The organism is Streptomyces sp. NPDC001492 (genome assembly GCF_053597275.1).
In genome coordinates, this window is sequence record NZ_JBSFHW010000022.1 from 15,266 (window position 1) to 38,942 (window position 23,677).

Annotated in this window: 23 protein-coding genes and 2 pseudogenes; 14 read left to right on the plus strand and 11 right to left on the minus strand. The window is 70.4% G+C overall.

The features are described from left to right. Positions 1 to 33 precede the first annotated feature (33 nt). From ACWC1K_RS26525 to ACWC1K_RS26535, 3 genes are all read left to right on the plus strand, one after another. A complete protein-coding gene (locus ACWC1K_RS26525; RefSeq protein ID WP_450834828.1) occupies positions 34 to 762 on the plus strand; it encodes an ArsR/SmtB family transcription factor in 729 nt (242 codons plus the stop codon). Positions 763 to 1,741: 979 nt separating this feature from the next. After that, positions 1,742 to 2,722 carry a terpene synthase family protein gene (locus ACWC1K_RS26530; protein WP_450834830.1) on the plus strand — a complete coding sequence of 327 codons (981 nt, stop codon included), beginning with the start codon at positions 1,742 to 1,744 and terminating at the stop codon, positions 2,720 to 2,722. A 142-nt stretch (positions 2,723 to 2,864) separates the two neighbouring features. Continuing rightward, positions 2,865 to 3,140, plus strand: a complete 276-nt coding sequence (locus tag ACWC1K_RS26535) for a hypothetical protein (protein ID WP_450834832.1) — start codon at positions 2,865 to 2,867, stop codon at positions 3,138 to 3,140. Positions 3,141 to 3,191: 51 nt separating this feature from the next. On the opposite strand, the gene ACWC1K_RS26540 is transcribed toward ACWC1K_RS26535, so the two are convergent. From ACWC1K_RS26540 to ACWC1K_RS26550, 3 genes are all read right to left on the minus strand, one after another. Next, on the minus strand, positions 3,192 to 3,710 hold the full coding sequence (locus tag ACWC1K_RS26540) for a hypothetical protein (protein ID WP_450834833.1): 519 nt from the start codon (positions 3,708 to 3,710) through the stop codon (positions 3,192 to 3,194). A 391-nt stretch (positions 3,711 to 4,101) separates the two neighbouring features. Further along, positions 4,102 to 4,401: a GNAT family N-acetyltransferase gene (locus tag ACWC1K_RS26545; protein ID WP_450834835.1), complete on the minus strand. Its 300-nt coding sequence runs from the start codon at positions 4,399 to 4,401 to the stop codon at positions 4,102 to 4,104. Positions 4,402 to 4,413: 12 nt separating this feature from the next. Then, positions 4,414 to 4,833, minus strand: coding sequence for a hypothetical protein (locus ACWC1K_RS26550; protein ID WP_450834837.1), 420 nt, complete (start codon positions 4,831 to 4,833; stop codon positions 4,414 to 4,416). A gap of 239 nt (positions 4,834 to 5,072) precedes the next feature. Between ACWC1K_RS26550 and ACWC1K_RS26555 the strand changes: the two genes are divergently transcribed. Next, positions 5,073 to 5,438 carry a nucleic acid-binding protein gene (locus tag ACWC1K_RS26555; RefSeq protein WP_450834839.1) on the plus strand — a complete coding sequence of 122 codons (366 nt, stop codon included), beginning with the start codon at positions 5,073 to 5,075 and terminating at the stop codon, positions 5,436 to 5,438. A gap of 339 nt (positions 5,439 to 5,777) precedes the next feature. On the opposite strand, the gene ACWC1K_RS26560 is transcribed toward ACWC1K_RS26555, so the two are convergent. The 3 genes from ACWC1K_RS26560 to ACWC1K_RS26570 form a co-directional block, all read right to left on the minus strand. Continuing rightward, positions 5,778 to 6,002, minus strand: a complete 225-nt coding sequence (locus ACWC1K_RS26560) for a helix-turn-helix transcriptional regulator (RefSeq protein ID WP_450834841.1) — start codon at positions 6,000 to 6,002, stop codon at positions 5,778 to 5,780. Positions 6,003 to 6,162: 160 nt separating this feature from the next. Next, entirely contained in the window at positions 6,163 to 6,837 is a 675-nt protein-coding gene (locus ACWC1K_RS26565; protein WP_450834843.1) for an RNA polymerase sigma factor, read from the minus strand. 4 nt (positions 6,838 to 6,841) lie between these two features. Then, entirely contained in the window at positions 6,842 to 7,084 is a 243-nt protein-coding gene (locus tag ACWC1K_RS26570; RefSeq protein ID WP_450834844.1) for a hypothetical protein, read from the minus strand. Positions 7,085 to 7,398: 314 nt separating this feature from the next. On the opposite strand from ACWC1K_RS26570, the gene ACWC1K_RS26575 reads away from it, so the two are divergent. Together ACWC1K_RS26575 and ACWC1K_RS26580 are read left to right on the plus strand one after the other, a co-directional pair. Next, positions 7,399 to 8,505, plus strand: coding sequence for a hypothetical protein (locus ACWC1K_RS26575; RefSeq protein WP_450834846.1), 1,107 nt, complete (start codon positions 7,399 to 7,401; stop codon positions 8,503 to 8,505). 228 nt (positions 8,506 to 8,733) lie between these two features. Then, entirely contained in the window at positions 8,734 to 9,984 is a 1,251-nt protein-coding gene (locus tag ACWC1K_RS26580; RefSeq protein ID WP_450834848.1) for a competence protein CoiA family protein, read from the plus strand. A gap of 39 nt (positions 9,985 to 10,023) precedes the next feature. On the opposite strand, the gene ACWC1K_RS26585 is transcribed toward ACWC1K_RS26580, so the two are convergent. Both ACWC1K_RS26585 and ACWC1K_RS26590 read right to left on the minus strand, forming a co-directional pair. After that, positions 10,024 to 11,007: a helix-turn-helix domain-containing protein gene (locus ACWC1K_RS26585; protein ID WP_450834850.1), complete on the minus strand. Its 984-nt coding sequence runs from the start codon at positions 11,005 to 11,007 to the stop codon at positions 10,024 to 10,026. Between the two features lie 3 nt (positions 11,008 to 11,010). Then, positions 11,011 to 11,235, minus strand: coding sequence for a hypothetical protein (locus ACWC1K_RS26590; RefSeq protein ID WP_450834852.1), 225 nt, complete (start codon positions 11,233 to 11,235; stop codon positions 11,011 to 11,013). A 523-nt stretch (positions 11,236 to 11,758) separates the two neighbouring features. On the opposite strand from ACWC1K_RS26590, the pseudogene ACWC1K_RS26595 reads away from it, so the two are divergent. Then, a pseudogene (locus ACWC1K_RS26595) lies at positions 11,759 to 11,863 on the plus strand (transcriptional regulator); the annotation flags it as partial. A gap of 178 nt (positions 11,864 to 12,041) precedes the next feature. Here the strand turns inward: ACWC1K_RS26595 and ACWC1K_RS26600 are convergent. Together ACWC1K_RS26600 and ACWC1K_RS26605 are read right to left on the minus strand one after the other, a co-directional pair. After that, positions 12,042 to 12,488, minus strand: a complete 447-nt coding sequence (locus tag ACWC1K_RS26600; RefSeq protein WP_450834854.1) for a hypothetical protein — start codon at positions 12,486 to 12,488, stop codon at positions 12,042 to 12,044. 90 nt (positions 12,489 to 12,578) lie between these two features. Continuing rightward, a complete protein-coding gene (locus ACWC1K_RS26605) occupies positions 12,579 to 12,959 on the minus strand; it encodes a hypothetical protein (RefSeq protein WP_450834855.1) in 381 nt (126 codons plus the stop codon). A gap of 217 nt (positions 12,960 to 13,176) precedes the next feature. Here ACWC1K_RS26605 and ACWC1K_RS26610 point away from each other — a divergent pair. The 7 genes and pseudogenes from ACWC1K_RS26610 to ACWC1K_RS26640 all read left to right on the plus strand — a co-directional run. Then, a pseudogene (locus ACWC1K_RS26610) lies at positions 13,177 to 13,305 on the plus strand (DUF1905 domain-containing protein); the annotation flags it as partial. Positions 13,306 to 13,716: 411 nt separating this feature from the next. Further along, the gene (locus ACWC1K_RS26615) at positions 13,717 to 14,349 is read left to right on the plus strand and encodes a 4Fe-4S single cluster domain-containing protein (RefSeq protein ID WP_450834857.1); all 633 of its coding nucleotides are present in this window, start codon (positions 13,717 to 13,719) and stop codon (positions 14,347 to 14,349) included. Further along, positions 14,346 to 15,719 carry a hypothetical protein gene (locus tag ACWC1K_RS26620; protein WP_450834859.1) on the plus strand — a complete coding sequence of 458 codons (1,374 nt, stop codon included), beginning with the start codon at positions 14,346 to 14,348 and terminating at the stop codon, positions 15,717 to 15,719. The genes ACWC1K_RS26615 and ACWC1K_RS26620 overlap by 4 nt, the downstream gene beginning before the upstream one ends. A gap of 6 nt (positions 15,720 to 15,725) precedes the next feature. Next, positions 15,726 to 18,269 carry an AAA family ATPase gene (locus ACWC1K_RS26625; protein WP_450834860.1) on the plus strand — a complete coding sequence of 848 codons (2,544 nt, stop codon included), beginning with the start codon at positions 15,726 to 15,728 and terminating at the stop codon, positions 18,267 to 18,269. After that, complete coding sequence (locus ACWC1K_RS26630; protein ID WP_450834862.1) at positions 18,256 to 19,860, plus strand: WD40 repeat domain-containing protein; 1,605 nt, start codon at positions 18,256 to 18,258, stop codon at positions 19,858 to 19,860. The genes ACWC1K_RS26625 and ACWC1K_RS26630 overlap by 14 nt, the downstream gene beginning before the upstream one ends. Beyond that, positions 19,857 to 20,750, plus strand: a complete 894-nt coding sequence (locus ACWC1K_RS26635; RefSeq protein WP_450834864.1) for a hypothetical protein — start codon at positions 19,857 to 19,859, stop codon at positions 20,748 to 20,750. The genes ACWC1K_RS26630 and ACWC1K_RS26635 overlap by 4 nt, the downstream gene beginning before the upstream one ends. After that, on the plus strand, positions 20,743 to 22,698 hold the full coding sequence (locus ACWC1K_RS26640; RefSeq protein WP_450834865.1) for an Hsp70 family protein: 1,956 nt from the start codon (positions 20,743 to 20,745) through the stop codon (positions 22,696 to 22,698). Before ACWC1K_RS26635 ends, ACWC1K_RS26640 begins: the two co-directional genes overlap by 8 nt. Before the next feature lies 1 nt (position 22,699). On the opposite strand, the gene ACWC1K_RS26645 is transcribed toward ACWC1K_RS26640, so the two are convergent. After that, entirely contained in the window at positions 22,700 to 23,677 is a 978-nt protein-coding gene (locus tag ACWC1K_RS26645) for a hypothetical protein (protein ID WP_450834867.1), read from the minus strand.

Below are 23,677 nucleotides of genomic sequence, written 5' to 3' on the forward strand. Positions count from 1 at the left end.
TACGCCCGCAGGGGGCACCTTCAAGACCCGCTCGTGCAGCTCTATACGCGCAGCATCTCGCCGGATCTCGCGGACGGTGTCAGCCGGCTGTACCTCTCCCACTTGTTCGCCCGGCGCAGTCCCATGCCCTTCACCAAGGCCCTCGCCGAGGGCGAGGAGCGGGCCCGTGGCATCCTGGCCGAGGCCGTCGCCCGTCTGCGCAGCACAGCAGTCGAGCCCTACCGATCAGGCATCCGAGCCGCGGTCGCAGGCCGGGCCGCCGCACTCTCGCAGATCTGCGTCGGCAGTGGCACCTCGGCCATGCTCCAGCACCTCGGACACGGCATCAGGCTCCGTCACGGCGTCCTGGAACTACCGACGGCCTTCGACGCCGACCTCGAACTCGGCCAGCGGGCCCTGCAGATCCAGGCGGTAGCCCTCAGCGAACGGGTCACCCTGGCCGAGCCCGCCGGGGAACAGCTGACCGTCCGTATCCCCGCAGGACCCGCCCCGCGCATCGAACCGGACCGGCGGGCGGCCCTGCGGTCGCTGCTGGGCACCAGCAGAGCGGAGGCGCTCGAGAGCATCGTCATGTCGGGAGGCGTCAACGGGCGCCAACTGGCATCCCTGCTCGGCGTGTCGAATGCCGCGGCCAGTCGGCACGCCGCGGTCCTGCGGCGTGCCGGCCTGATCCAAACCCTGCGGCGCGGGCAGAACGTCGAACACGTCGCAATGCCCCTGGGCTTCCACCTGATGCAGCCGGAAACACCACCCGGAGCGTGATCGGAACACTCCGAGCCGAGCGGTTCCTCACGCGCGATACGCGCACACCTGCTCGGCCGGATTCCCCCATGGCAGCCGTCTGCCTTCGGACCGGTCGACCGGTCCGGACGCACCGCCTGTGGCCTGTTGCGAAAGTGGCGTCGTCGCCCGGAGGGCGGCCGCGCGGTGTCCGGTGCGTGCTCTGGGGTCCCCCCTGCGCGAAGAGCTTGGGGGAGCGTGGCGAGCTGCCGTCCAGGCCGCTTACGGGCTACGGCCGGCCGTCCCGGTTGCCAGGCCAGACGCCCCGGCCGCGGACCCGCGCCCCGGCCCGCAGGACCTCGCCGACGACGACCTCGCCGACGGGTGGACGGACCAGCTGCTGTTCCGCATGATCGCCTCGCTGGTGCCCGGGGCCCGGGCGGTCCTGCGCCGGATCAGAAGCTGTGTCACAACCGCTGATCTGTGACGCTCTGTGAAACCCCGCTGGTGCCCGCTCGTTGGGCGGTCATGAGCAACAAGACTGTTCGGACTGCCCGCGAGTTGGCGAAAGACTTCGCACTGAGCTATGACCCCAGCGACCAGCTCCGAACCAGTGAAAGCGGCCGACAAACCCAAGCCCATCCGCATTCGGATGCAGCAGCCACAGACGATCCGACTGGCCCCAACCGCCTTGCGCTGACCTCGCGTTACCTCATACCTCGTCGCCAGCACGTCCCGCAGCGTGGCGCGGTCGAAGCCCGCCTGGGAGCGCAGGGCGCCCGGCAATTGCCAGCGGTCTGTTTGACCACGCGCGGGTGCGCTGTTGTGCCCCCGGTGCTGATTGGCAGCTGTGTGCCGCACGCTTAGACCTCTACGTCGGCCGGGAATCACGTAGTTGATTCCCGAACCTTCCCTGTGTTGGGCAGCTTGTGCGTGGCGCGGGGCGGATCTTGCCGGCCGCCTCCTTGCGGCCCCGCCGTCTGCGCATGCAGGCGTTCTGCTGCCAACGGGAGCTGACGCAATGACCACGCCTGCATTGCCCCTGCCTGATCTGTGGTGCCCGATCGAGCCCGCCCTTCACTCTGACCACGAGGAGGTGAGCGAGCACGCTGTGGCGTGGCTGCGGCGCTACGGCTACGTGACCACCCGCGCCCAGGAGGAGACGGCGCGCGCGGCGCGGTTCGGGGAGCTGGCCGCCCGCGTGCATCCGCAAGGCACCCTGCCGGGTGTGCAGTACGCGTGCGAATGGCTGATGTGGCTGTTCTTGCAGGACGACGACAAGGTCGAAGGTGCCAGCGGTCGAGGTGACATCCGCACCGTGGCTGATCACCTTCTGCGCTGCCTGCAGGTCCTCCATGACCCGCGGCAACCGCCCGCCAGCCCCCACCTGCACGCCCTTGCCGACCTGCGTCGGCGCTTGGACGACTTCGCTGCCCCTGAGCATGTCCAGCGGCTGCTGTTCGGCCTGGTGGAGTACTTTGCCGCCGCTGGTGCGGAGGCCATGCACTGGTCCCGCCGCACCGTCCCCGCTCTGCTCGATTACCAGCAGTTGCGGGAATCCACCGTCTTCATGCGCGCCGGCTGCTTCGTCCTCAACGAGATCGCCACCAACTGCCCCCTGCCTACCGCGGTGTGGGCCACCCCGGAGATCCAGTGCGTCTCGCGCACCGCAGCGCGCGTCGTGGGCTACACCAACGACATCCTCTCCGGCCCCCGCGAACTGGTCTGGCCCGGCGCGCTGAACCTGATCAACTGCATCGCCCAGGAACGGCAGTGCCCCCTACCGCAGGCACTGGAGGCCGCCGTCGACCTCCACAAGGAGGAGACAGCCGCCTTCCTCCACCAGGCCGACCAGATCATTCGCCGTCACGACGATGTGCGGACACGTACCTACATCGACGGACTACGCACCTGGATCCGCGGCAACCTCGACTGGAGCCTGGCCACCGACCGCTACACCATCAAGGCGCCCACTCCTCTGAACAGCCAGGCTGCAAGCTGACGCCGGCCCCTCAGCAGGGAGGCGAGGGTTGAAAGCACCTACCGAGCAGCTGCCCATCCAGGTCGGGGCTACAGAGCGTTACTGATCACCGGTTCTGACACCGCTTCTCACCGAGCTGGGCGGCGCCGCCTCCTACGAGGATGTGCAGCACCACTTCGCCAGCCATCCGACGAACCCCATCCCGCCGTCGAAGATCGGAGGCACCCTGACCAGCGTCAAAGCGGTACAGCGCCGCTTCGGCCCGGACGGCGCCGGCCCGCTCCTCCAGCGAGACGAACGAGCACGGCGCTATCGGATCGACGACGCCCTCGTGGCCGGTCTCCAGCGGGCCTTCGCCCTGGCCGACGCCCGCCCCGACCTGCTGCGCGGCGACCCAGCCGGGGCGCCCCTGCTGAGCGGCGCCAGCTCAAAGATCTGACGGCCTACCGCCACGGGAAGCCGTCTTCCTAGTCAGCAGGGCTTTTCGGGGTCAGTCGGTCTTCTGCCAGATGCGGACATCAACGCTCACGTTCTGGGCTTGCGGGTGCACGGCGGTCACCGTGACGAGCGCGGAACGTCCTTCGTTGGTGACCAGACAGAGTTTGCCTCCCACGGCAACCGGAAGGTCCGCGAGGCGCTGTCCCTGGGTCTGCGCGAGAACGGCGCATCGTGCGGAATCCGGGTTCTCCCCTTGAGGGACCACGGCCAAGTTGGCTCTGTCGCTCCTCAGCACGGCCTCTTGTCCGTCGCTGATTTGGGACAACTCGATGTCGCCGTCGGTGGGAAGGACACCCCCAGGGGGAACCGAGTCCAGGTTGAAGTCACCTGATACAAGCAGCGGTCCGGACCAGCGCACCGCGGAAGAGCTGGAAGCGGAAGCCGATGCGCCGGAGGCTCCGGTGGGTCCAGGTGCTGTTGTCGTGACGGTGGCCGTGACCGTGGTGGTCGCGGTCTCGATGCTCGCGGCAGGTGAGTTGACTCCGGCCGCCGGCAGACCGATGAAACCCACGAGAAAGGTGAGAACCCCTGTTACGGCGGTGATGAGAGCGGCAACGGCAGTCCAGTGTTCGGGTGTCTTTTTTACGCGCGATGCACCCTGCGGTGGAACTGGTGGCCGTGGAGGCGGAGGTGGAGTCGAAATTGCCATGAACGTCCCCCGTTCGGCGGTGTAAAAAGCAAGCGTTCCATTCCACTGACGTCCGCGCTGGCCACCTCTGATTCCGTGACGTGTTCGTGCTTTTACGGCACGTGAAGGAACCGTCGGCCGGAGGGGCGCCGGCCCACTCCTGCGGCGCGACCGAACGAGCACGGCACTACCGCATCGACAACGCCCTCGCGAGGGCCTTCACTCTGGCCGACGCCCGCCCCGACCGGCCGCGTGGTTAAAGCAGCTGCACCGGTCACCTGACGCTGCCGCGCCACCGGTGGAAGAGCGTCTCGCCCGGCCCTGCACCGAGCTGGATCGGCACACCGGCCAGCAGGGTGCCGACGTCGATCGTCTGCCCGGGCCGCAGCACGGTGAAGCCCTGGCGCGTGTAGTACGGCCCGAGCTCGTGCGGCGTCTCGAACCCTCCGAACAGCAGCATGTAGTCCAGCTGCCAGTACAGCTGCACGCACCGCTTCAGCAGCGCGGCACCGATCCCGCGGCCGCGGACGTCCTCGCTCACCGCGACCGCTTTGATCTTCGAGTACTTCAGCATCGACAGCAGGGCTTACTGATCGTGGTCCGGCAGCTGGGCGACCGTGGAGATGACCGTGCCGGACGGAACGCCCAGCAGCGCCCCGACGATGTGCCCGTCCGGGTCTTGGGCGACCAGCGGCAGCGACATCGCGGCCGCCGCCGACTGCAAGTCGCCGGCTGCCGCTGCCCGGACGAGCGGTTCGGTCAGGCCGACGCCCTCGAGGACGTCCAACAGCCATGTCCCGCACCGCCCTTCGGCGAGCGCCTCAAGATGGCTGGTCTCCAGGTCGTCGGCCGCCGTCTTCAGCAGGGCGGTGACCGTAACGGCCTCCTCCGGCAGCGCGTACCGGATCCGCACACCGTGCGGCCCGGGTAAGCCGTCAATCATCTTCTGCTTCGTCACCCGCGTCAGCCCGGTGGACGACGGCCTCTTCTTCGTCTTCTTCGCCATCCCTGAGAGCTACCCACCGCCCTACGAGCTGGCACCCCGGAGCAAATGCTTCCAGGCTCCGGACGTACGGCAGTTGAGGATGCCAACGTTCTGCGAGCCCCCGCGCGTCTGGCCTGGTGTGGAGAGCAACACCGCACCTCGCTCGTCAGCGCGAACAGCATGGGAGCCGCCAGCCCGGCCGTCGAAGGCGGCCCGGCACGTCGGTCTCCCGGCAGCACGAGTCGAACTAATATCCCGTCGTGACGTACGACTTTCCCGACGATCTCCTCGACGCGCAGCGCGACCTCCAAGCGGTGCGCGCCGACCTTGCGGCCCTGTTCAAGGCGCTGCCGTACAGCGTGGAGCCGATTGAGGCCTGGGCGCGGCCCGAGGGCTACTGGCTCGCCACGTCCCCGGCCCACCCGGCCTCTCCCGGCCGGACGGACTCCGAGCAGCAGCAAGTCGCCGAACTGCGCGAGTGTGAGCGCGAACTGGCCGCCACGATCGTCACGCACGGCTTCTGGAACGCGGTTGCCGAACCGGAACGCCCGGACGCCCGCAGCGGTCTGAGGCACGCCGCCCTGGCCGCGGTCACGGACCCGGACCGCGGGGAGCAGGAGGCGTAGCCGTAGCTGAGTCACTGTCGGCAACGACACCCCTCCTGGTTGTCATTCCGGTGGGGAGGGGTGTCGTTGCCGCGAAATCACCGTGGCTGGTTGTGAAGTGGCGCCGCCACTCTGCCGCCTCGAGGAGAGGGCCTTGCTGCCCGGTGGTCGTGCCGTCGCAGAGGGGGCAGCTCTCCGGCGATGTCATGTGCGGCGACGCTGCAACCGTGCGCTCACAGCGGGGGCACGAAGAGGGCTCAAGCGGCTTCACTAGCGCAGCGAGGGCCGCAGCGCGTACGAGGTGGGGCACACGTCCTTTTTCAAAAGGCCAGGAGGCCGCGAGGCCGGGTGATCACGAGGTCACGAGGCCGGGTGGTCATGAGCCTCGTCGTCTCTGTGGCCGCGGTTTCCGGGCCGCGAGGCGACCCAGGCCCGGACCGTATCCGCGTACCAGAAGGGCTTGCCGCCCTCGACGTGGTCGGGCGGCGGCAGCAGCCCGTGCTTGCGGTAGGACCGTACCGTGTCCGGCTGCACCTTGATATGCGCCGCGATCTCCTCGTACGACCAGAGCCTTCGGTCGGTCATGGGTAGCAACCTCCCCGCGCGCACCGCGGGGGCAAGTACGCGGGGACAGCGCTTGGGGCATCCGGTCCAGCCACTGCCCAGGTCCTCGAACCGGACCCGGAAGAGAACGCCACAAAGGCAGCAGCGGACGCTCCATGCCGCTGTGGGGCTTCGGAATGGTTCAACCGCTTCCAGTTCGAACCTGGCCAGTTCGGCTTCTGCCTCGCGGGCTGCCAGTTTTCGTGCCGGAGTGACCGGCCCTCTGCGGTCCTGCCCCCGGTGCACCTTCTGCCAGGCGCGCACCCAGTCGTCCCACGACCGCTCGGGCAATCCGCAGGCATGAAGCAGAGCCATCAACTGCCGCTGGCTGGTTGGGAACGAGCGTCATGCCGAGCATCTGAGCGATCTCGTCGTAGTCGAAGCCGTCGAGTAACCAGGCCATGACGGTGCGCCTGCCGGGACTGAGCTGCTGCAGCGCGCCCACGACCCGCTGTTGGGTGTCGGTGAGCACTACTTCGGCGACCGGGCAGGTTCCACCGGGGCGGTCGGGCACCGGGTCCGTCGGGGACGTACGGCAGTCGTCCTGACGCCAGTAACAGCGCTGAGCGGTGACGCGCAGCCAGGCCCTGGGATGCTCCAAGGTGCGCCATTGATCGGGCAGGAGCTTGGCAATGGCTTCGTGGGCGGCATCGGCGGCTTCATAGGGCGTGGCGCCCTGGTGCATCAAGAACACCGACACGGCACGCATCTCGCGGGTGTAGAAGACCTCGAAGTCATCGCGCTGGACGGCCGGTTGGCTCCGCACCGCTGGACGGTGCTGAGCCTCGGTCCCCGCCGACACGGGGGGCTCGGCCACGGGCTCACCTCTCCTGGTTCCCGGCGGCCAGCTGGATGCCGCCGACCGTGATGTCGAGTTCTCGGTCGGCGCTCTTCTCGGTCAGCCGGCTGCCGGGCGGCAGGGACCGGATGCGCTCCGACAGGCCCTGCTGCTCAAGTTCCGCGCGACGTACCTCGGCGCGGGCCTTGATCCACCGGTAGCCGAGGCGCAGCAGGTACCCCCCTGCTGATGCTCCCGCCGTGACCGCGATCGTCACCGGATCCATGTGTGCTCCACCGTCCCGACGGCGCCCGCCGCGCCGTGTCTGCCCCCTTAAGCAGGAAACCGCCGATGTGTGACAGGTCAATACGCTGCCAGACGCAGAGAGGCTCTCGACACCGGTCGGGTTCATGGCCGTGTGGCTTTGTCCACGAGAACGGGCAGCAGATGTTCACCACTTCGGGAGGCACCTGGCGCGTCGAGGATTCGAACAGTGATGTTTCACGCCGTGGCCGTGTCCGGCCCCGCAGCGGATGAAACACGTTGGCCGGTCCGTGGCGGAGCTGCGAGGATGCTCTCCGCTTCTTCGGCGGAGGATGTTTGTTCATTTTTGTGTGTGCTGGGTGCGGCGCCAGGCTGACGGTCCCGCTGTCCCAGGTCGTGCTGCCGGCTCACGCCCATCAGAAGTACGGGAACGGGGTTCAGCTCCCGGTGCTCATGGAGTCGGGCACGTTTGCCGTGGACCCAAACCGCTTGGGGCCGCCATGGCGGAGATGGGATGAGACCGATCCGGAGGAGGCGGCGGCCCGCGACATCCATGCGCCGAGCTTCTCCTGGTCCGACGGCACCCCCGGCACGGTCGTCATCGCCCCCGGAGACACCCGCGGCGCTGTGCTCATCCCGGAGAAGGCCGGCGGCTACTGCTGCGGCCTCGACTGGGGCGAGGGCCCGAACATGGCCTGTGAGGCGTGCAGCCTGCCCGTGGCGAGCCGGATCGACGACTGCTCACTCTGGCAAGCGGTCTGGCTCGTGCCGGACGCCGTGCGCCGCCTCCCCGTCGACATCGCCGCCCCCGCAAAGCTCTCCTGGGCGGAACTGTTGGTGGAGGGCAAGCGGACGCCCCCGTACGAGCCGATCACCAGATGGGGTTCGCTGCTCGGGTCGGGCCACCGGTGGTCATGGAGCCCGCAGTGGGAGGCGGCTGCCGGCCGGGCGCTGGCCCATCTGCTGGCAGCCTCCAACGGTCAGCCGGTGACCGTCCCGGACGGGCTGACCGCGGAAGTGTTCCAGCGTGCCCTTGACGCCCTCCTGCCTGGGGGCCGGCCGGCGCGGCACGCTGTGCTGGCCGGACCGGGACTGTCCGGTCCTGACGCGGACGCCGACATACTGCTCGTGCCGATCCATCCGCAGACAGGGGAGACCTGGAGCCCGGCCGGCCGGCCCGCATCGGCCTATCCGGTGCCGCTTCCGTTCGGGGTGTGGATGTGGCTGGCCTTCCCCGAGCCGCACCTACGCCTCCCCGCGTCGGGCACCATGCCCGACGGCGTTCTCCGCGACGACCCGCCCGCGCCGCGCCCCCATCAACTGTTCCAGGTCGACCAGGGCCTCTTCCAGCACACCCTGACCCAGCTGCCGGCCGCGCGCAGCCCGCGGCTGCGCGAGATCCTCGAGAACCTCACGCAACACATGCGCTCCGGCCTCTTCTAGCCGACTGGCAGAGGACGCCGGTACTCGCTCTCCGAAACTGCCCCGATCGAACAGTGCCGGACAGCGGTGCCTCCCGAGTTGGTGAACATCTGCCGCCCGTTCTCGTGGACAAAGCCAGCCGTGAGTCGGTCGGCGAGCTGCGCGGCGTCTGCCCCGTCGCGGTCTGACGCGATGTCAGTGGCCCGCGCGAAACTGGGTTGTTCGCCGATGGATGGAGCAGGGGGGCTGATGGCGTTCCGGGCCGTGCACGCGCAGTGGGGGACCGTCTTCGCCCACTTACCCGATCTCGGCTGCGAGCGTGGGTGGGGCGAGGTGTGGAAGGTGAAGCCGCCCGCGCCACTGACGTGCGACGAGTGCGGGCACACGATGTACGCGAAGACCTCCCGCACGGGCCTGCGGTTCTTCGCCCACGCGCCGGGCGCCCCCTCCTGCGCACTTGCCCTGGAGACGGTCGCCCACCACCTGCTGAAGCTGGAGCTGGCCAACGCCGCCCGCGACGTCGGCGCCCACGCCGAGCTCGAAGCCCGCGGCCCTGGCGGCACATGGCGGGCGGACGTACTGGCGACCGATCCGGGTGGCGTCTGGAGGACGGCGCTGGAAGCCCAACTCGCGCCGATCACCAACGCCGACATCACCGCACGAACTGAGACGATGCGCGCCGACGGCGTCAGTTCCATCTGGTTCAGCGACCGGCGGCGGCCGCCGTGGCTGGGGCAAGTTCCCTCGGTACGCGTGGAGTCCGCCGACGGCGCCCTGGTCGTCGCCGAGGGCCTGGCGAAGTTCCACGACGGGCAATGGGAGGCGGGCCCGCAGGTACCGATCGCCGAATTCCTGCGGTGGGTGTTCGCCGGCCGCGTGGTGGCGCACCGGCGGAAGGCCCCCGTGCGCAGCCCGCTGGCCGCCCGGCCCATGCTCTGGACGGCTCCGCAGTACACGCGGGAGGAGGCCGCGCACCTGGAGGCGGAGGAGGTCCGGAAGCAGGCGCAGCGGGAGGAGGGGCGCCGGCGTCTCGAAGAGGCGCGAGCCAGATGGGACCAGGAGCAGGAGCGCTCGCGACGGAAGGACCGTGAACGGGCAGGGGTACGGGGGGAGCATGAGGCCGCCGTTCAGGCCCTCCTGAAGCGGCAGGCCGCTCTGGAGAAACCGGCCTTCTACTTCGTCCACCAGGAGACCGGCACCTATCCCTTCATCCCGAACCACGGCACACCCGCCTTCGCCATGGGCATCCCGGTGTACCTCGGGCTGAAGCCGTACGGCGTCATCTGCCCCGTGGCCAGCCGGGTCGCCGCCGTCCGGGACCGCCTCGCCAAGCTGGTCGTCTTCGTCGCCTCCGAGAGGGAACGGCGGCGCATTGCTGCGCAGGCCCGGCCCGGGCAGCGGATCCAGGTCCTGGACGGCGGCTTGGCCGCCCTGCCGTCCCCACGTCCCCCTGAGGGGCAGGACGCCCTCCCGTTCCCGGACGCAGTCGACGGCCGGTAGGAAGGAACGGCAGCCCGCACGATGGCACAGGCGCCAACGTCAGCGGATCCGAGCCACTTCGTCCTCTCGCGCAAGGCGCCCCCGTCCGTGGAAGTAGTTCCCGCACTGGCACCGAACCTCCACTGTGGCACTCCCGCCGCCGCTCACTGGGTGGGGGGTTTTACACCACGGGCACGTCGTGACGAGCGGTAGTGCCCGGCGACGGGCCCGTGCGGCGATCAGGTCCTCGTAGCGGATCGGTGTGGCAGGGGCGACCTTCGGCGCGAAGAGGTCTTTCAGCGTGCGGACATGAGCCATGTAGTTCGGAATCTCCGACGGCGCCGCAGCGGTGACTCTTCGGACCTCCTGTCCGTCGGGGGTGCGCTGCGGATCCGACCGCACGAACACCGGCGTTCCATCGGGAGGGATGAGCGCGAAGAACACCCCCGCCGTGCGTTTTTCCCGCTTTTTCTCGGACTTCGGCGTACCACCCACGCGTCGCTCCTCGGCCCGGTCCCAGGCCTGCCCCCACTCCTGCAGTGCCATCCCCCTCGCCCCGCAGATCTCGGCGAAGGCGAGAACGAACGCCCGGGTGGGGCGTCCTCCCTCCTGCCGGAGAAACCGGCTCACAGTGGCATGCGCCAACACCTTGCCGCTGGCCTCCTCCAGTTCCCGGCAGGGGCGTGCCCCGTCCTTCTGGTAGAGGTCGACGAGGGCCGCCCGCAACCCCGCGAAGTCCCGGACGTACCGAGGATGGGGCGCGGGCTCCTCATCGGCACGGACTGCTCGGTACCGTGCCCGCTTCCAAAGGCGCTCGCCCTCGCCCGGATCGGCGCCGGCGGCCACGGCGTACGCCCGGACCACCTTCAGCTTCGGCACCTGCTCGCCGGACGCAGCCCGAACCAGGGTTGAGGCGCTGCATCCGGACCCCGCAGCAAGCTGTTTGTAACTCAGGCCCGCCCGGGCGCGGTGGCACCGCAGCCAACTGACCAGCTTCTCCAGTTCACGGTCGCACGGGGCGATCGGCCTTTCCCGACGGCCCACCGATCAGACCTCCGCGACGGCGGACTGCTTGACGAGGCGGACTCTGCGGATCAGCCGGAAAGCCGTGTCTGTGGATCCGGTCAGCAGCATCAACACGGACAGAGTCGGCATTCCTACCAGGGCGAGCAGCCCAGACAGGACCAGTACGACCACGATGATGATCGCCTCGGGAGTGGTCAGCGGTCGGCTGTCGAACACCACGCACTCGGCGCGGGTGACGTCAGGCATGTCTTTTCCCCTCGATCTTCGGGCTCCCCAATGGGCCTGCTCGCTGGGGCGGTTGCCGTCGTCCCGACGAGTGGTTTCCTCGATGCTGGCGCATTGCTGGGACCAGCTCTGACCACCGCGGGTTCAACTCCGGGGTATAGCCCCATCGCTGACTCACGCTTGACATGACCGACCCAGCTGGTGGTGTTCGGGGATTCAGCAGGTCATTGCGGGGAGCGCCGGACCGTTAAACCATCGATGTCCCAGTTACGTTGAGGACCTCCCCCCACGCCACCGATGCTGGCGGTTGTGACATAACGTCACGCACCCGTCTGTCTGTGGGCTCCCCCCGCGGCATCGGGACAGTTTCGCGGGTGGGCCGCGTTGCCGCGAGGGCCCCCGCGACGGCGCCAACCTTGGGGCCGACCTGGCAAGCGAGTGGCCGGACGATCAGATCAACCGGCCACTCGCCGTGCCGAGACGCTTCCCAATGCAACGTCGCGGCCGGGCACGGTCGTGACCGTGCGCGCGGCGAGAGTCACGTGCCAGCGACGACCAGGAGCTGGACGACGCGTGGGTCGATCAGGTCATCGACCTGGGCTCGCAGTGGGGCCAGTACGAGTACGTCACCAACATCGGCTTCGCCGCAGATGATCTCCTAGTCGAGATCGTCGACAGCGCCGCCCACCGCCGCTGCCAGGTGCGGGATCAGCCGGACGAGCGACCATCCGGAGCGATCCGAGACCAACATGACACCGATGAGCGCCGCCGCCACGACGGCCTGCCCGGCCCAGGACCGAAGCGTACGATCCGCGTACTGCGCTTCTTCAATCTAAGTCAGAACAGACGGGGTCTGAGGCGGACAGGCCAGCTGTCAGCTGCATCAAGGTGATGCGGATCATTTGACTCAAACGTGCCAGGGACAGCGCGGATGCGTCGTCGTAGATGAGGAGCTTCACCGCATCGACGCGGAGTTGTTCGTCTTCGCTGAGTGGGGGTAGCCCGGCGAGCAGCTCATGGGAAGGCCGCTTTGTCGCGGCGTGCTCGATATCGGCCAGTCGCATGCGGTCGATCATGTCGGATGTGTAGGGACGCCCGTCCGAAACAGCGTCCAGCACGAGGGCATGGATGCTCAGCGCAAGCAAGGTATTCAGCAACGTGTCGGCTGAAGCCGGGTCCATTGACCAGGTTCTGTACCGCCGGTGGCGGTCGGCGCGTTCTCCGGGGGTCTGATCGGCGGCGTTCAGGATCCGGCCGCTCCACGTCGTGCACATCCGCCAGGCGTCCACAGGCTCTGCCTCGCATTCAGGTCGCAGTGTGCAGGCAGTGTGCCGGCGGTGCGCCGACACACCGCTGGCTGGTGGCTACAAGCAGCGTGCTTCCAGGACTTTTCCGCTCACGTCGGCATTTGCGGTTTCGCCATAGAAGATCGAGCCGATCACGCGCGTGCGGTAGCTGTAAAGCGGATCCGTGCTCCGGTAGTCGCAGGTGTAGGGGGCCGTCGTCGTCCGGTACGGGGGCGGGCATTTGTGCTGCGGGTCGGACTGTGCCACGGTGATCCACCGGCCCGGGCCAGGGTCGTACGACTCGATCTCGGATTCGCTATTGCAGGAGAACGGCGCATGCGGCGAACAGCTCTTGATGCCGCCCACGCCCGTCATCTTGTTGCCGCTGTAGTTCGGCTTTTCGGCTCGGAAGGTGCAGTCGACTTCGTCGTCAACAGTGGATGTTCCGGCTGACGACACCGAGACAGTCTGTTCGACGGGGCCAGGCCCTGGGGCCTCCGCGGCGTGGGCGGCAGAGGTACCCAGCGCGAGAAGGACGGCTACCCCCGCAAGGGCGAACCGTCCTCGTAAGTGGCTTCTTCGGTTCAAGATCTCCTCCTGATGCCGGTGGCGCAGATGAGCAGTCGGGTGGCTGAGCAAGTCGCGCAGGACGATCTGCCGGTCCCCACGGAGCGCAACCGCCTTCGAGACGTCGCTCTTTCCGAAGGACGTCTGCTACCTGCTGCCGCTCAAGCAGGCGGTGCGGGGGCCGCAGGGAATCGGGGCGGGCGACGACGTGACCGTGGAGATGACCGTCCGTCTCTAGCCCGCTCGACGCCTGCCCGTCGTCGTCCTGGCCTGGCGCGAGGGACTGGGGCATCCGGCCGTCCCGGACCTGGTGGCACTCGCGCATGAGGTCCTCGCGGCCGGGAAGGCCTGAGCCGAACGGCCGGCCCGCCGTACCCGCCGTCCGGTCACAGACGGCTTCTTCGCGACCTTTACCGCCCTCCGAGCGAAAGCGTTCGGATCCCTTTCCAACCTCTTCCGCCTTCTTTCGAAACACCCCGAAAGTGGCCTCCGTTGCCGGGAGAGAAAGGCGGTGGGAAAGAACCTTCCGGAGCCGCCGAGGGCGTGGTCAGCCCTCTTGACCGCCCTCGGGGGGCGGTGGATTCTGGGTTGGCTCGAAGGGATCGCCGGTCGCTGAATTCGCAACCAGTCAGGCCGGTCGGGGGGTTTCATGGGGGCTCTCAACGTTGCCGCATCATGGGTGGGCACCACCGCGCTCGGTCCGGGGCGGCGCTCCGTTGTGTGGGTGCAGGGCTGCCCCTTCCACTGCGCGGGCTGCATGTCCCCGGACTGGATACCGGACGTGCCCGCCCGGTCGGTCGAACCGGCCGCGCTGGCCGCCGAACTCCTCGCCGACCCCCGCGTCGAGGGACTGACGTTCTCCGGCGGCGAGCCGATGCGCCAGGCCGCGGGCCTCGCCGAACTGATCCGCGCGGCGCGCCGCATCCGTGACACCACCCTCGTCTGCTTCTCCGGCTACACCCTCCGGCGCCTGCGCACCCGCCCGCCCACCCCCGGTGTGCCGGATCTGCTGGACGAAGTCGACGTCCTCATCGACGGGTTGTACGTCGCCGCACTCGACGACGGCCGGGGGTTGCGCGGCAGCGGCAACCAGCGCGTGCACCACTTGTCCGGGCGCCTTGCGGACGGCGGCTACGACTTCGCGGGCCGCGACCGCAGCGCCGAGATCGCCGTCGACGGCCGCGAGGCATTGCTGATCGGCGTGCCGCCGCCCGCCCTGCTCACGGTGTTCGACGCGGCCGTCGATCACGTACGGCAGTCATCCATCGGGGGAAGAGCATGAGCGGCAGGAAACGCATCCAGGTCGACGAGTCGGCGTGGTACCGCCAGCAGCGCGAGCTGTCCCGGTACAAGGACGTCGTCCGCAATCTTCCGGCCATGATCGACCAGGTGCGCCGGCAGACGCACGCCGACCTCGAGCAGGTCTTCGGCGTCATCGAGGACCGTCAGCGCTCGGTGGAGCAGGTGGTCGAGGGGCTCAGTGAGCAGACCCGCCGCCTGGAGACCGAGACCCAGCAGCGGCTCCGCGCCCAGGCACGCCGCATGGCCGAGGATCTGCGGGCCACCGCGGGAGAACTGCGCAAGGAGACCCGGGAGCAGCTCGCCGAGCAGGAGCACCGGCTGCAGAGCGAGATCGCGGCCGAGCGGCAGCAGCGCCGCGAGGACATCCGGCGGATCACCACCGAGCTGGGCGAGCTGGTCCAGGACCGCGAACGCGCGGCCGTCGTCGCCCGTCAGGCCCTCTCCGACGCGCGAGCCATGCACGGCGTCATCCGCGACACCCTGCCGCACGAGCGGTACGCCCCCGGCAGGCTGGCCGGCCTGGAGGTGACCCTCGACCGGGCGCAGCACAACATCGCGCAGGGCCGGTTCGACGCCGCTCTGGCCACCGCGCAGGGCGCCTACCAGGAGCTCAGCGAGCTGCACCTGGACCTGGAGCACCGGGAACGGGAGCGGCAGGCACTGCGCGTACAGGCGCGCGGCCAATTGCTCCTGGCCCACCTGCTGATCGAGGACAGTGCACGGCAGTACGCGCGTGACGAGAAGGGCGAGGTGCTGGAGGAATTCGACCTCGACGTCGACTACTGGACCCGAGGCGACCTCGCTGCGCTGCGCGAGGAGACCGAGGCCCTCCAGCGGCGCGTGGAGGACGAACAGCGGCCACCGGCGCCCGACGAACTGCGCGACATCCTGGAGCACCGGGCGCCCGCCCTGCGGGAACGCCTCGAACAAACGGTCCGGCGGGCCGGTGCACGACAGCTCGCCTCCCAGCAGCGGGTGAATCTCGCCGAGGCGGTCGTGCGGACCCTCGAGGGCATGACGGGGTACGAGCTCGACGCGACCACCTATGCGGGGGACGACCAACGCGACGCGTTCTTCGCCCGGCTCATGCACGGCAACCGCAACGCGATCGTCGTGGAGGTCGCCCCGGCCGGCGCCGACTCGGGGGCGTCCGTGCTCAGGGTGCTGTCGTACGACCACGACACCGCCGCGCGCACCGAACTCGAGGAGCGGGGCGTCGAGTTGACCCGAGCGCTGCAGGAGCACGGCTTCCCGGCCGCCGAGCCGCAGGAGGAGCCCGGTTCACCGGATCCCGCCTATGCCGACTTGGCGTCGCTGCGCGAGCTGCCGAGCCGGGCCGCGGAAGGCTGATCCGGGATGGCCCGCCCGCTCGTCGAGCGCCTGGAGGGGTTCCGGCTCCCGGCCGGCGATCCGCTGTTCGTCGTGCACGGCCAGGGCGTCGACGACATCTTCGTCGGCCACGACTACCGCGTACGGGGAATCGAGGAACTGTTGTGGGAGGTGCTGCACGAGGCCGGTTTCGCCCGGATCGTGTACTCCTCGCTCTCGCGTCCGCTGTACTTCCGCGACCGGCCTTCCCGGGACCTCGCCCGCCGTCGGCGCCGGCCCGCTCCCGCGGCGGAGCCCGGGCTGATGCGGCCCGAGTTCACGGGCCCGTTGGGCCGCCGTATCGTGCGCGAACCCGCCTCGCCCGACACCGCGCAGGCACAGGAACCGGCACCGGCACCGCCGGCCCTGACCGATCAGCACCGGGTGATGATGCTCGACCATCTCATGAAGCAGAGCGAGCACCGCACTGCCGTCGTGGTCGGTCACGCCGAGGAGTTGCTGCGCTACGACCGCGCCGAGCGCACGCTGGCGGGGGCGCTGGCGGAGTGGGCGGAGCACGGTGACGACCGCAATCTGTGCGTGCTCCTCTTCCGCCGCGACACGCTCGACGACGTACGGGAGTTCGTCCGCGCGCTGGGCCGCCTCCCGCGCCTGGAGAGCTACCTCGAGGACCAGCGCGGACGCTCCGCGGGCGGCGCCACGGCGGCCATCGGCCTGCCGCAGGCGGCGGAGCTGGAGCGCCTGATCCATGTGCTGCGGCTCCGCGAGGGACTGCGCATCGGCAACTGGCGAGAACTGCCGCTCACCGTGCGGGCGATGGCCGCCGCACCCGAGCGGGCCAGGAACTGGCGGGCCCACCTGCGTCAGCTGGCCGATCAGGGACGGCCGCTCGAACTGGCCGAACTGCGCACGCGACAGTGGGTGAGCGGCAGCTACCAGGACGACCGCAGTGTCGCCGACCGCATTCACGACATGGTGGGGCTCGACTCGGTCAAGGAGCATCTGGAGCGGCTGCGCTACCGCGTGGAGGCGGATGCCGGACTGCGCGCCCTGGGCCTGGGCGCCTCGGTGCAGACGGGATCCCCGCACCTCGTGTTCACCGGCAACCCCGGCACCGGCAAGACCACGGTCGCCCGGCTGGTCGGCGAGATCTACCGCGATCTCGGGCTGCTGCGGCGCGGGCACCTGGTGGAGGCCGAGGTCCCCGACCTGGTGGCCGGGGTGGTCGGCGGCACCGCGGTCCGCACCAACCGGACGGTGGACCGGGCGCTCGACGGGGTGCTGCTGGTCGACGAGATCTACCGGCTCAGCGACCAGGGCCGCGGCTTCGGCCAGGAGGCCATCGACACCCTGCTCACTCGGATGGAGAACGACCGCGACCGCTTCGTACTGATCGCCGCCGGCTACCCGGACAAGGTGCAGGAGTTCCTCGGCTCCAACCCCGGTCTGCGCAGCCGGATCCCGACCGGCAACATCATCGACTTTCCCGACTACGCACCGCCCGAGCTGCATGCCATTCTGCTCGGCCAACTGCGCGAGCTGGGGCTGACCTGGACGCCCGCACTGGAGGGGCTGCTGCGCCAGGTGACGGAGGGGATGTACGCGCGGCGCGACGGGGAGTTCGGCAACGCGCGCGCCATGCGCGACCTCGGGCACGAGCTCAAGGACCGCTGGGCCCAGCGCGTGCGGGCCGTCGTGACCAAACCCCTGGAACCCGTCGACCTGCCGGACCGCTACGCGGTCCACGTGCCCAGGGCCGCGCCTCCCGTGGACGAACTCCTCGCCGAACTGGACAGGTTGGTGGGTCTTGAGCCCGTCAAGGAGATGATCCGGGACCTGGTGGGGCGGCAACGACTGCGTCAGGCGCACGGCGCATCGGCCATCGCCCCGCCACATCTGCTCTTCGTGGGCCCGCCGGGCACCGGCAAGACGACCGTGGCGCGCCTGCTCGGCGGCATGTTCCGCTCCCTCGGCCTGCTCTCGCGCGGGCACATGGTCGAAGTGACCCGGCCCGAACTCGTCGCGGAATACATGGGCCAGACCGCGATCAAGACGAAGAAGGCCGTCCGCTCGGCGATCGACGGCGTGCTGTTCATCGACGAGGCATACAGCCTCTCGCACAACAAGCAGGGGTGGGACTACTACGGCGCAGAGGCCATCGACACACTGATGCGGGAGATGGAGGACCTGCGCGGGCGGCTGGTCGTCGTCGCCGCCGGATACCCCCGCCCCATGGAGGAATTCCTGGCGGAGAACCCCGGCCTGCGCTCGCGGTTCACCGAACGCGTGGAGTTCCCGCACTACTCGGGCCTCGAACTCGTCGAGATCCTGCGCCGGATGGCCCGCGACCGCAAGCCGGGCTACGAGGTTTCGGACGCCGTGGCCGGACGGGCCCGGACCTGGCTGGAGCGCCAACGCGTCGCGCATCCTGAGGAGTTCGGCAACGCCAGGACCGTACGCGTGCTGCTGGACCGGATGGAGGCCAGGATGGCCCGTCGGCTCGGCCCCGACCTGCCCGTCGGCCGCCCACCGGCCTTCCTCCCCCAGGACGTGCCCGATGGCGCCCGGTGAAGCGGCCACCGCGACCGCCCAGGGCTGCCCGGTGTGCCTGACGCCCTTCGCCGACGAACCGGCGTGCGCGCGCTGCCGGTGGGTCCTCCACGGACCTCCGGTTCTGGGCCGGGTGACCCCGGAGATCCGCCGCGCCTTCGACGAACGGCTCGCCGCCGCCCGCCGCCGTCTCGACCTCACCGCCGCGGCCCGGGCCGCCGGCCACCCCGGGCACAGCGCACCCGAGCGGCTGGCCCGGCTGGAGGCACTGGTCCGGCATGGGCCGCCGCCCCCCGGTGAACGGGACGCCGTGCTGCGGGAGTTGGAACACGACGACACCCCGGCGGTCGAGGAGACCAGGAGCCTGCCGGACGGGGTCGTCGCCGAGATCACCGTACGGGGGCTGAGGGCCGCGACCGTCCGTCAGGGCATCGAGGACGCCGAGGCCACCGAGTGGGGATGGGACGAGCTGCTGCCCGACCTGCCGCGGGACGAGGACGAGCGGCTGTTCCTGCTGGCGGGGGGCGTCGGCCACCGGACATCCGCCACCCCGGCGGTGCGTGAGCCCGACGATCTCGGTGCCGCACGGACGGCGACCATGCTGATCAGCACCTTGCCCGGCTGGACGGTGCCCGAACTGCTGCTGGCCCGTCTCGAGCAGCGTCTGCCCCACGCCCGCGCCCGGTACCTGCCCGCCGCGGAGCCGCAGCCCGCTCCGCTGCGCCACGCGGCCGGGCTCACCGCGGTCGCCTGCGGCAGCACCCCGAACACCGACGGCGTGCAGCTCGCGGGTGGCAGCCCGGACGGTTCCGTGACGGTCTGGCAGCTGTGGCAGCCGCAGCCGGTCGCCTCCCGGGTGCTGCACGACAGGCTCGTCACCTGTGTGGACCTCGCCGAGGACGGGCGGTCCGTGGTGACGGGTGGGCAGGACGGAGCCGTGCGGCTGTGGTCGTATGCCGGATCCGGCCGGGTCCGTGTGCTGACCTGGCACGACGGCTGGGTCAACGCGCTTCGGCAGCGGGGCGGTGTGGTGTTCAGCCTCGGCGACGACGCCCGGATCCACCGATCTGTACTCGGCGACGCGGTGATCGACGCCGGCCCCCTCACCCGGGTCGGCTGGGCCTCCGCCACCGCGCTCGACGCGACGTCGGACGCCCGGACCGTCGTCGTGGGGGGCTCCGACGGGGCGAGCCTGTGGGACGGCACGAACGGCAGCCTCCTCGGCCGGTTCTGCCGGGACCACGCCGTCACCGCGCTGGTGCTCGCCGCGGACGACCGGCTGCTGGCACTCGGCTGCGCCGACGGTGTCGTACGCGTCTTCGACCTCGCCGGAGACCGGGCCTGGGAGGTCGGCGGCCACGGTGGCGCGGTGCGCCAGGTGGCGTTCGGGCCCGGCGGGGCACTGGCCACCGCGGACGACACGGGCACCGTCCGGTTCCGGGCCGGGGACGGCGGGTGCACAACAGTGCTGGGCGCCCACCCGGACCGGATCCGGGGCCTCGCCTTCACCGCGGACGGGCACCTGCTGAGCGCGGGCGGCGACGGGCTCGTACGTACCTGGCCCGTCCCGTCCCTCGACCGGCGCCACACCTTGGGCAAGGAGGGATCATGAGTGAAGGCTTCCTGGGCGACGCCTTCCGGCAGCCGCGCACCGAACTGGAGCTGACCCTCGACGACCAGTCCGGCGCGGAGCATGTGCGGAAGGCCCTGCGTGTCGCACTGATCCGGCTGGCGCACGCCGCCGAGGAGGACCCCGAACTGGACGAGACCGCGCGACGGCAGCTCGTCGCCGCCGTGGACCTGGTGCGTTCCGCGGTCGTCGGCACGCTGGCCGCGGTACGGGCGCCGGCCGTGCCGCCGCCCCGGCGCCCGCCGCCCCGCAGGTCCCCGTTCCGCTTTCCGCTGCCCTTCGGCGACGACGAGGAGGACAGGCGCCGGGAGGACGAACGGCAGGAGGAACTGCGCCGCCCGCGGCGGCCGGTGGTACATGCGGCGACGCTGCTCGAGCAGGTCCAGGGCGCACTGGAGGCAGCCGACCGCCTGCTCGCCTATGCCGAGCCGCCACCGCCGGTACAGGTACCGATCGCCTGGCACGAGGACGCCGAACTGGTCAACCTCATACGGGACTTGATGACAGCGCACAGCGAGAGCGACGGAGAGCTCGCGCTGCGCCGGATCGACCGGCTGCGCAAGGATCTGGCGCTGCACCACGGCATCACGGTGATCGACTTCGACGGGACGAACGAGCAGTTGTTCACCCTGGGCGGCCACCCGGACAGCCGCTACCACACGGTGCAGCCCGCCCTGATGACGACGGACGGCCGGATCCTGCGCCGCGGCGAGGCGACGGCACCTCTCGCCGTGCCTGAGGCGCCGCAGACCGGGGGCGGACCGGGTCGGCTGCCCGCACCGGCGGAGGAGGCCGGAAACAGCAACGACGAACCGCCCGGTCGGGGCGGAGGCACGGAAACCAACGGGGGCAAGGAGAACGAGCATGGCTAAGGTGTCCGGCAGCACCGTGATCGTCGGATTCGACCTCGGACACGGCGAGACCGCGCTCGCCAAGACCTACGCCGACAAATCCGCACCGCCCGTCGTCCTGGACATCGGGTCGACCGGCGCGGGCCGGCAGCACGTCACCGCGGTCGCCGAGCACCCCACCCGCGGGGTACTGGTGGGCCGCGAGGCGACCGAGGCACGTGGGGTGACCTCGCTCTACCTCGCGTTCAAGTCGCCGGAGATCGACCGCGACGACGTACGCACCCCGGTGCACCTCTTCGTCGACAAGGTCGGCCGCGACGCCCGGGAACGCGACCAGGACCTCACCGGAAGCCGCCCGGTGAACTGGGTGTTCGGCGCGCCGTCCGGCTGGGACGCGGACCTGCGCCGCGCGTACGCGGAGCTGCTCGGCCGGACGGGCCTGCCGAACGTGGAAGTGGTGCCGGAGTCCCGTGCCGCCATGCTGTACGCCCGCGACTCGGGCGAAGTCCGCGTGGAGGTGGGCCAGTTGGAGGGCACCGTCCTGGTCGTCGACCTGGGCTCGTCGACCGCCGACTTCACCAGCGTGTTCGGCCACCGCACCGGGCCGCCCATCGACGCAGGTGTGCAGCTGGGTGCCGGACTGATCGACCGGACCATTCTGGAGCGCCAGCTCGACCGGCATCCGATGCGCGACGCTCTCCGGGAGACCCTGCAGGACTCGCGCTTCGAAAGGTTACGGCTGGAACTGCTGTGCCGGGAGGCGAAGGAGACGTTCTTCCGCACGGATCCGAGCAGGTTCGTGGACGACCCCGAGGCCACGGTCGGCGGAACGCGGAAGGTGGCCACCCGCACCGGCAACGCCTATTTCGAGGTCGAGCTGACGGCCGCCGAGATGACGGCGGCGCTGGACGCGGCGCAGCCGAGCCTCGGCGGCCGCTCCTGGCGCCAGGCCTTCAGGGACGCGCTCGACGAGGCGGCCGACAGGCTGGGACGACAGCCGGACATGGTGCTGCTCACCGGCGGGGCGTCCCGGATGCACTTCGTGCAGGAGGAGGCGCGGGAGGTGTTCGGTGCGGACAGGGTGCTCCTCGGGCTGGAGCCGGAGGTCGCGATCGCCCGCGGGCTTGCACTGGCCGGCCGTATGAGCCTGCGTGCCGCGGGGTTCCGCGCGGACATCCGCAAACTGGTCAAGGGCGACCGGATCGGCTCCCTGGTGCAGGACCGGCTGTCCTCGCTGGGCGACCGGCTGGGCGCGGCGGTGGCCGACGGGATGACGGAGCGCCATGTGATCCCCGCCTTCCGCCGCTGGCGCACCGGGGAGATCGCGACGCTCGACGGCATGGCGGCGGGCATCTCCCGCGCGCTGCATGCCGAACTCACCGAGCCTGGCAGTCCGCGGCTGACCGGGGTGATCGCCGAGTGGCAGAACGAACTGCGGCCGGAGCTCGAGGAGTTGACCCGTCCGATCTGCCATCGTTGGCACATCCCGCCGTCGGCGATGGAGCTGCCCGCCGTGCAGGTGAGCGGCAGCGAGATCGCCGTGCCGTTCGACTCGGCGGCGGCCACGCAGGTGCTCGACAACATCGCCAAGGTGGTGAACGTGGTGGTCGCGGGCGTGATCGCCATGACCCTGTTCGGTGCGGGCACGGCACTCATCGCGACGACGGGACCGATCGCCGTCGTCATCGCCTTCGTCGTCCTGGCCGCCGGGGCCGACGAGGCCCGGGAGGCGGCCATGGCGCGGGCCCGGCAGGCGAACATCCCGGTGCTGATGCGGAAGGTCGGCGGCGAGAACCGGCTGGTGACCAAGTTGCGTCAGGGGGCTGCGGCGCAGGAGGCGGAGCTGGCCGCGGCGTTCAGCGCGCAGTTCCTCGACGACGGCGGGCAGAAGCTGGTCAGCGAGATCGCCAAGGGCATCGCCGACGACCTCGAGGCGCTGGCGCGCGAGGCCGAGCTGCTCATTTCCTGAGTCACGTCACGGGGTGGGGCGCCGGGCCCTCGTCGTTCCAGGCGACGAGTGCCCGGCCCGGGCCGACCGCCCGGTCACGGGTGTCCAGGGCCCGGCCGAGCACCGCCTCCAGGTCGTGCACGCGGGTCTCGACGGCATCGATCAGGGTGCGGGCCTGTTCCAGGGCGCCGTCCGCGTCCTTCGTGCGGGTGGGATCGGTGAAGTCGGCGAGCGCCTCGACGAGTTGCCGGTCGGCGCGGGCGCAGGCGGAGAGTTCGGCGAGCCGCTCGTCGCGTTCGGCGCGCACCTGGGCCAGCCGGGCGGTGGCGGTGGCCGCGTCCCGTTCCGCGTCGGTCAGTTCGGTCTCGGCCGCGGCGAGCTCGCGCTGCGCGGCCGAGGTGCGCTCCAGCGCCTCGCGCACCGGTGCCGCCAGCCGGGACAGCCGGTCCTCGGTCAGTCGCAGCAGTTCGGCACTGCCGAGCTGCAGGGCGTCCTCGGTGCCGTCGGCGTGCCGGCGCAGCAGCGCCAGCCGTTCCTCGACGGCGTCCTGCTGTGCCCGGATCTCGTCCAGTGCCTCCACGAGTCTCGCGAGACGGCGCAGTTCCGCGACCTGACCGCGCAGAGCGTCCAACTCGTCGAGTCGGCGGCGCAGTTCGGCCTCAGACTTGACCAGTGACTCGTGCTCCTGACGGCAGGTCAGGGCCTTGTCGCGGATCTCGGCGAGTTCACGCTGCTGGTCCTCGAGGTAGGCCACCGCGTCCGGCCCGGGCTCCGCGGCCGCCAGCAACTCGGCGACCGCGCCGGTCAGTTGGGAGGATGCGGTGAGCGCGTCGTCGAGAAGGAACACCGCCTCCACCGCTCCGGTGCCGGAGGGGGTGCCGGCCAACCGCGCGACGGCCTGCGCCGACCACTCCAGGGACGAGCGCAGTGCGTGCAGCGCGTCCTGGTCCCCGCCGCGCGCCACCGCCTCGGCGATCCGTGTCCTCGCGTCGTCGTCCAC

Bases quoted from the DNA above. Each gene is read 5' to 3' on its own strand.
- ACWC1K_RS26530 (WP_450834830.1), top strand. From the start codon at position 1,742: ATGACCACGCCTGCATTGCCCCTGCCTGATCTGTGGTGCCCGATCGAG.
- ACWC1K_RS26545 (WP_450834835.1), bottom strand. From the start codon at position 4,401: ATGCTGAAGTACTCGAAGATCAAAGCGGTCGCGGTGAGCGAGGACGTC.
- ACWC1K_RS26550 (WP_450834837.1), bottom strand. From the start codon at position 4,833: ATGGCGAAGAAGACGAAGAAGAGGCCGTCGTCCACCGGGCTGACGCGG.
- ACWC1K_RS26560 (WP_450834841.1), bottom strand. From the start codon at position 6,002: ATGACCGACCGAAGGCTCTGGTCGTACGAGGAGATCGCGGCGCATATC.
- ACWC1K_RS26570 (WP_450834844.1), bottom strand. From the start codon at position 7,084: ATGGATCCGGTGACGATCGCGGTCACGGCGGGAGCATCAGCAGGGGGG.
- ACWC1K_RS26580 (WP_450834848.1), top strand. From the start codon at position 8,734: ATGGCGTTCCGGGCCGTGCACGCGCAGTGGGGGACCGTCTTCGCCCAC.
- ACWC1K_RS26590 (WP_450834852.1), bottom strand. From the start codon at position 11,235: ATGCCTGACGTCACCCGCGCCGAGTGCGTGGTGTTCGACAGCCGACCG.
- ACWC1K_RS26600 (WP_450834854.1), bottom strand. From the start codon at position 12,488: ATGTGCACGACGTGGAGCGGCCGGATCCTGAACGCCGCCGATCAGACC.
- ACWC1K_RS26615 (WP_450834857.1), top strand. From the start codon at position 13,717: ATGGGGGCTCTCAACGTTGCCGCATCATGGGTGGGCACCACCGCGCTC.
- ACWC1K_RS26620 (WP_450834859.1), top strand. From the start codon at position 14,346: ATGAGCGGCAGGAAACGCATCCAGGTCGACGAGTCGGCGTGGTACCGC.
- ACWC1K_RS26625 (WP_450834860.1), top strand. From the start codon at position 15,726: ATGGCCCGCCCGCTCGTCGAGCGCCTGGAGGGGTTCCGGCTCCCGGCC.
- ACWC1K_RS26630 (WP_450834862.1), top strand. From the start codon at position 18,256: ATGGCGCCCGGTGAAGCGGCCACCGCGACCGCCCAGGGCTGCCCGGTG.
- ACWC1K_RS26635 (WP_450834864.1), top strand. From the start codon at position 19,857: ATGAGTGAAGGCTTCCTGGGCGACGCCTTCCGGCAGCCGCGCACCGAA.
- ACWC1K_RS26640 (WP_450834865.1), top strand. From the start codon at position 20,743: ATGGCTAAGGTGTCCGGCAGCACCGTGATCGTCGGATTCGACCTCGGA.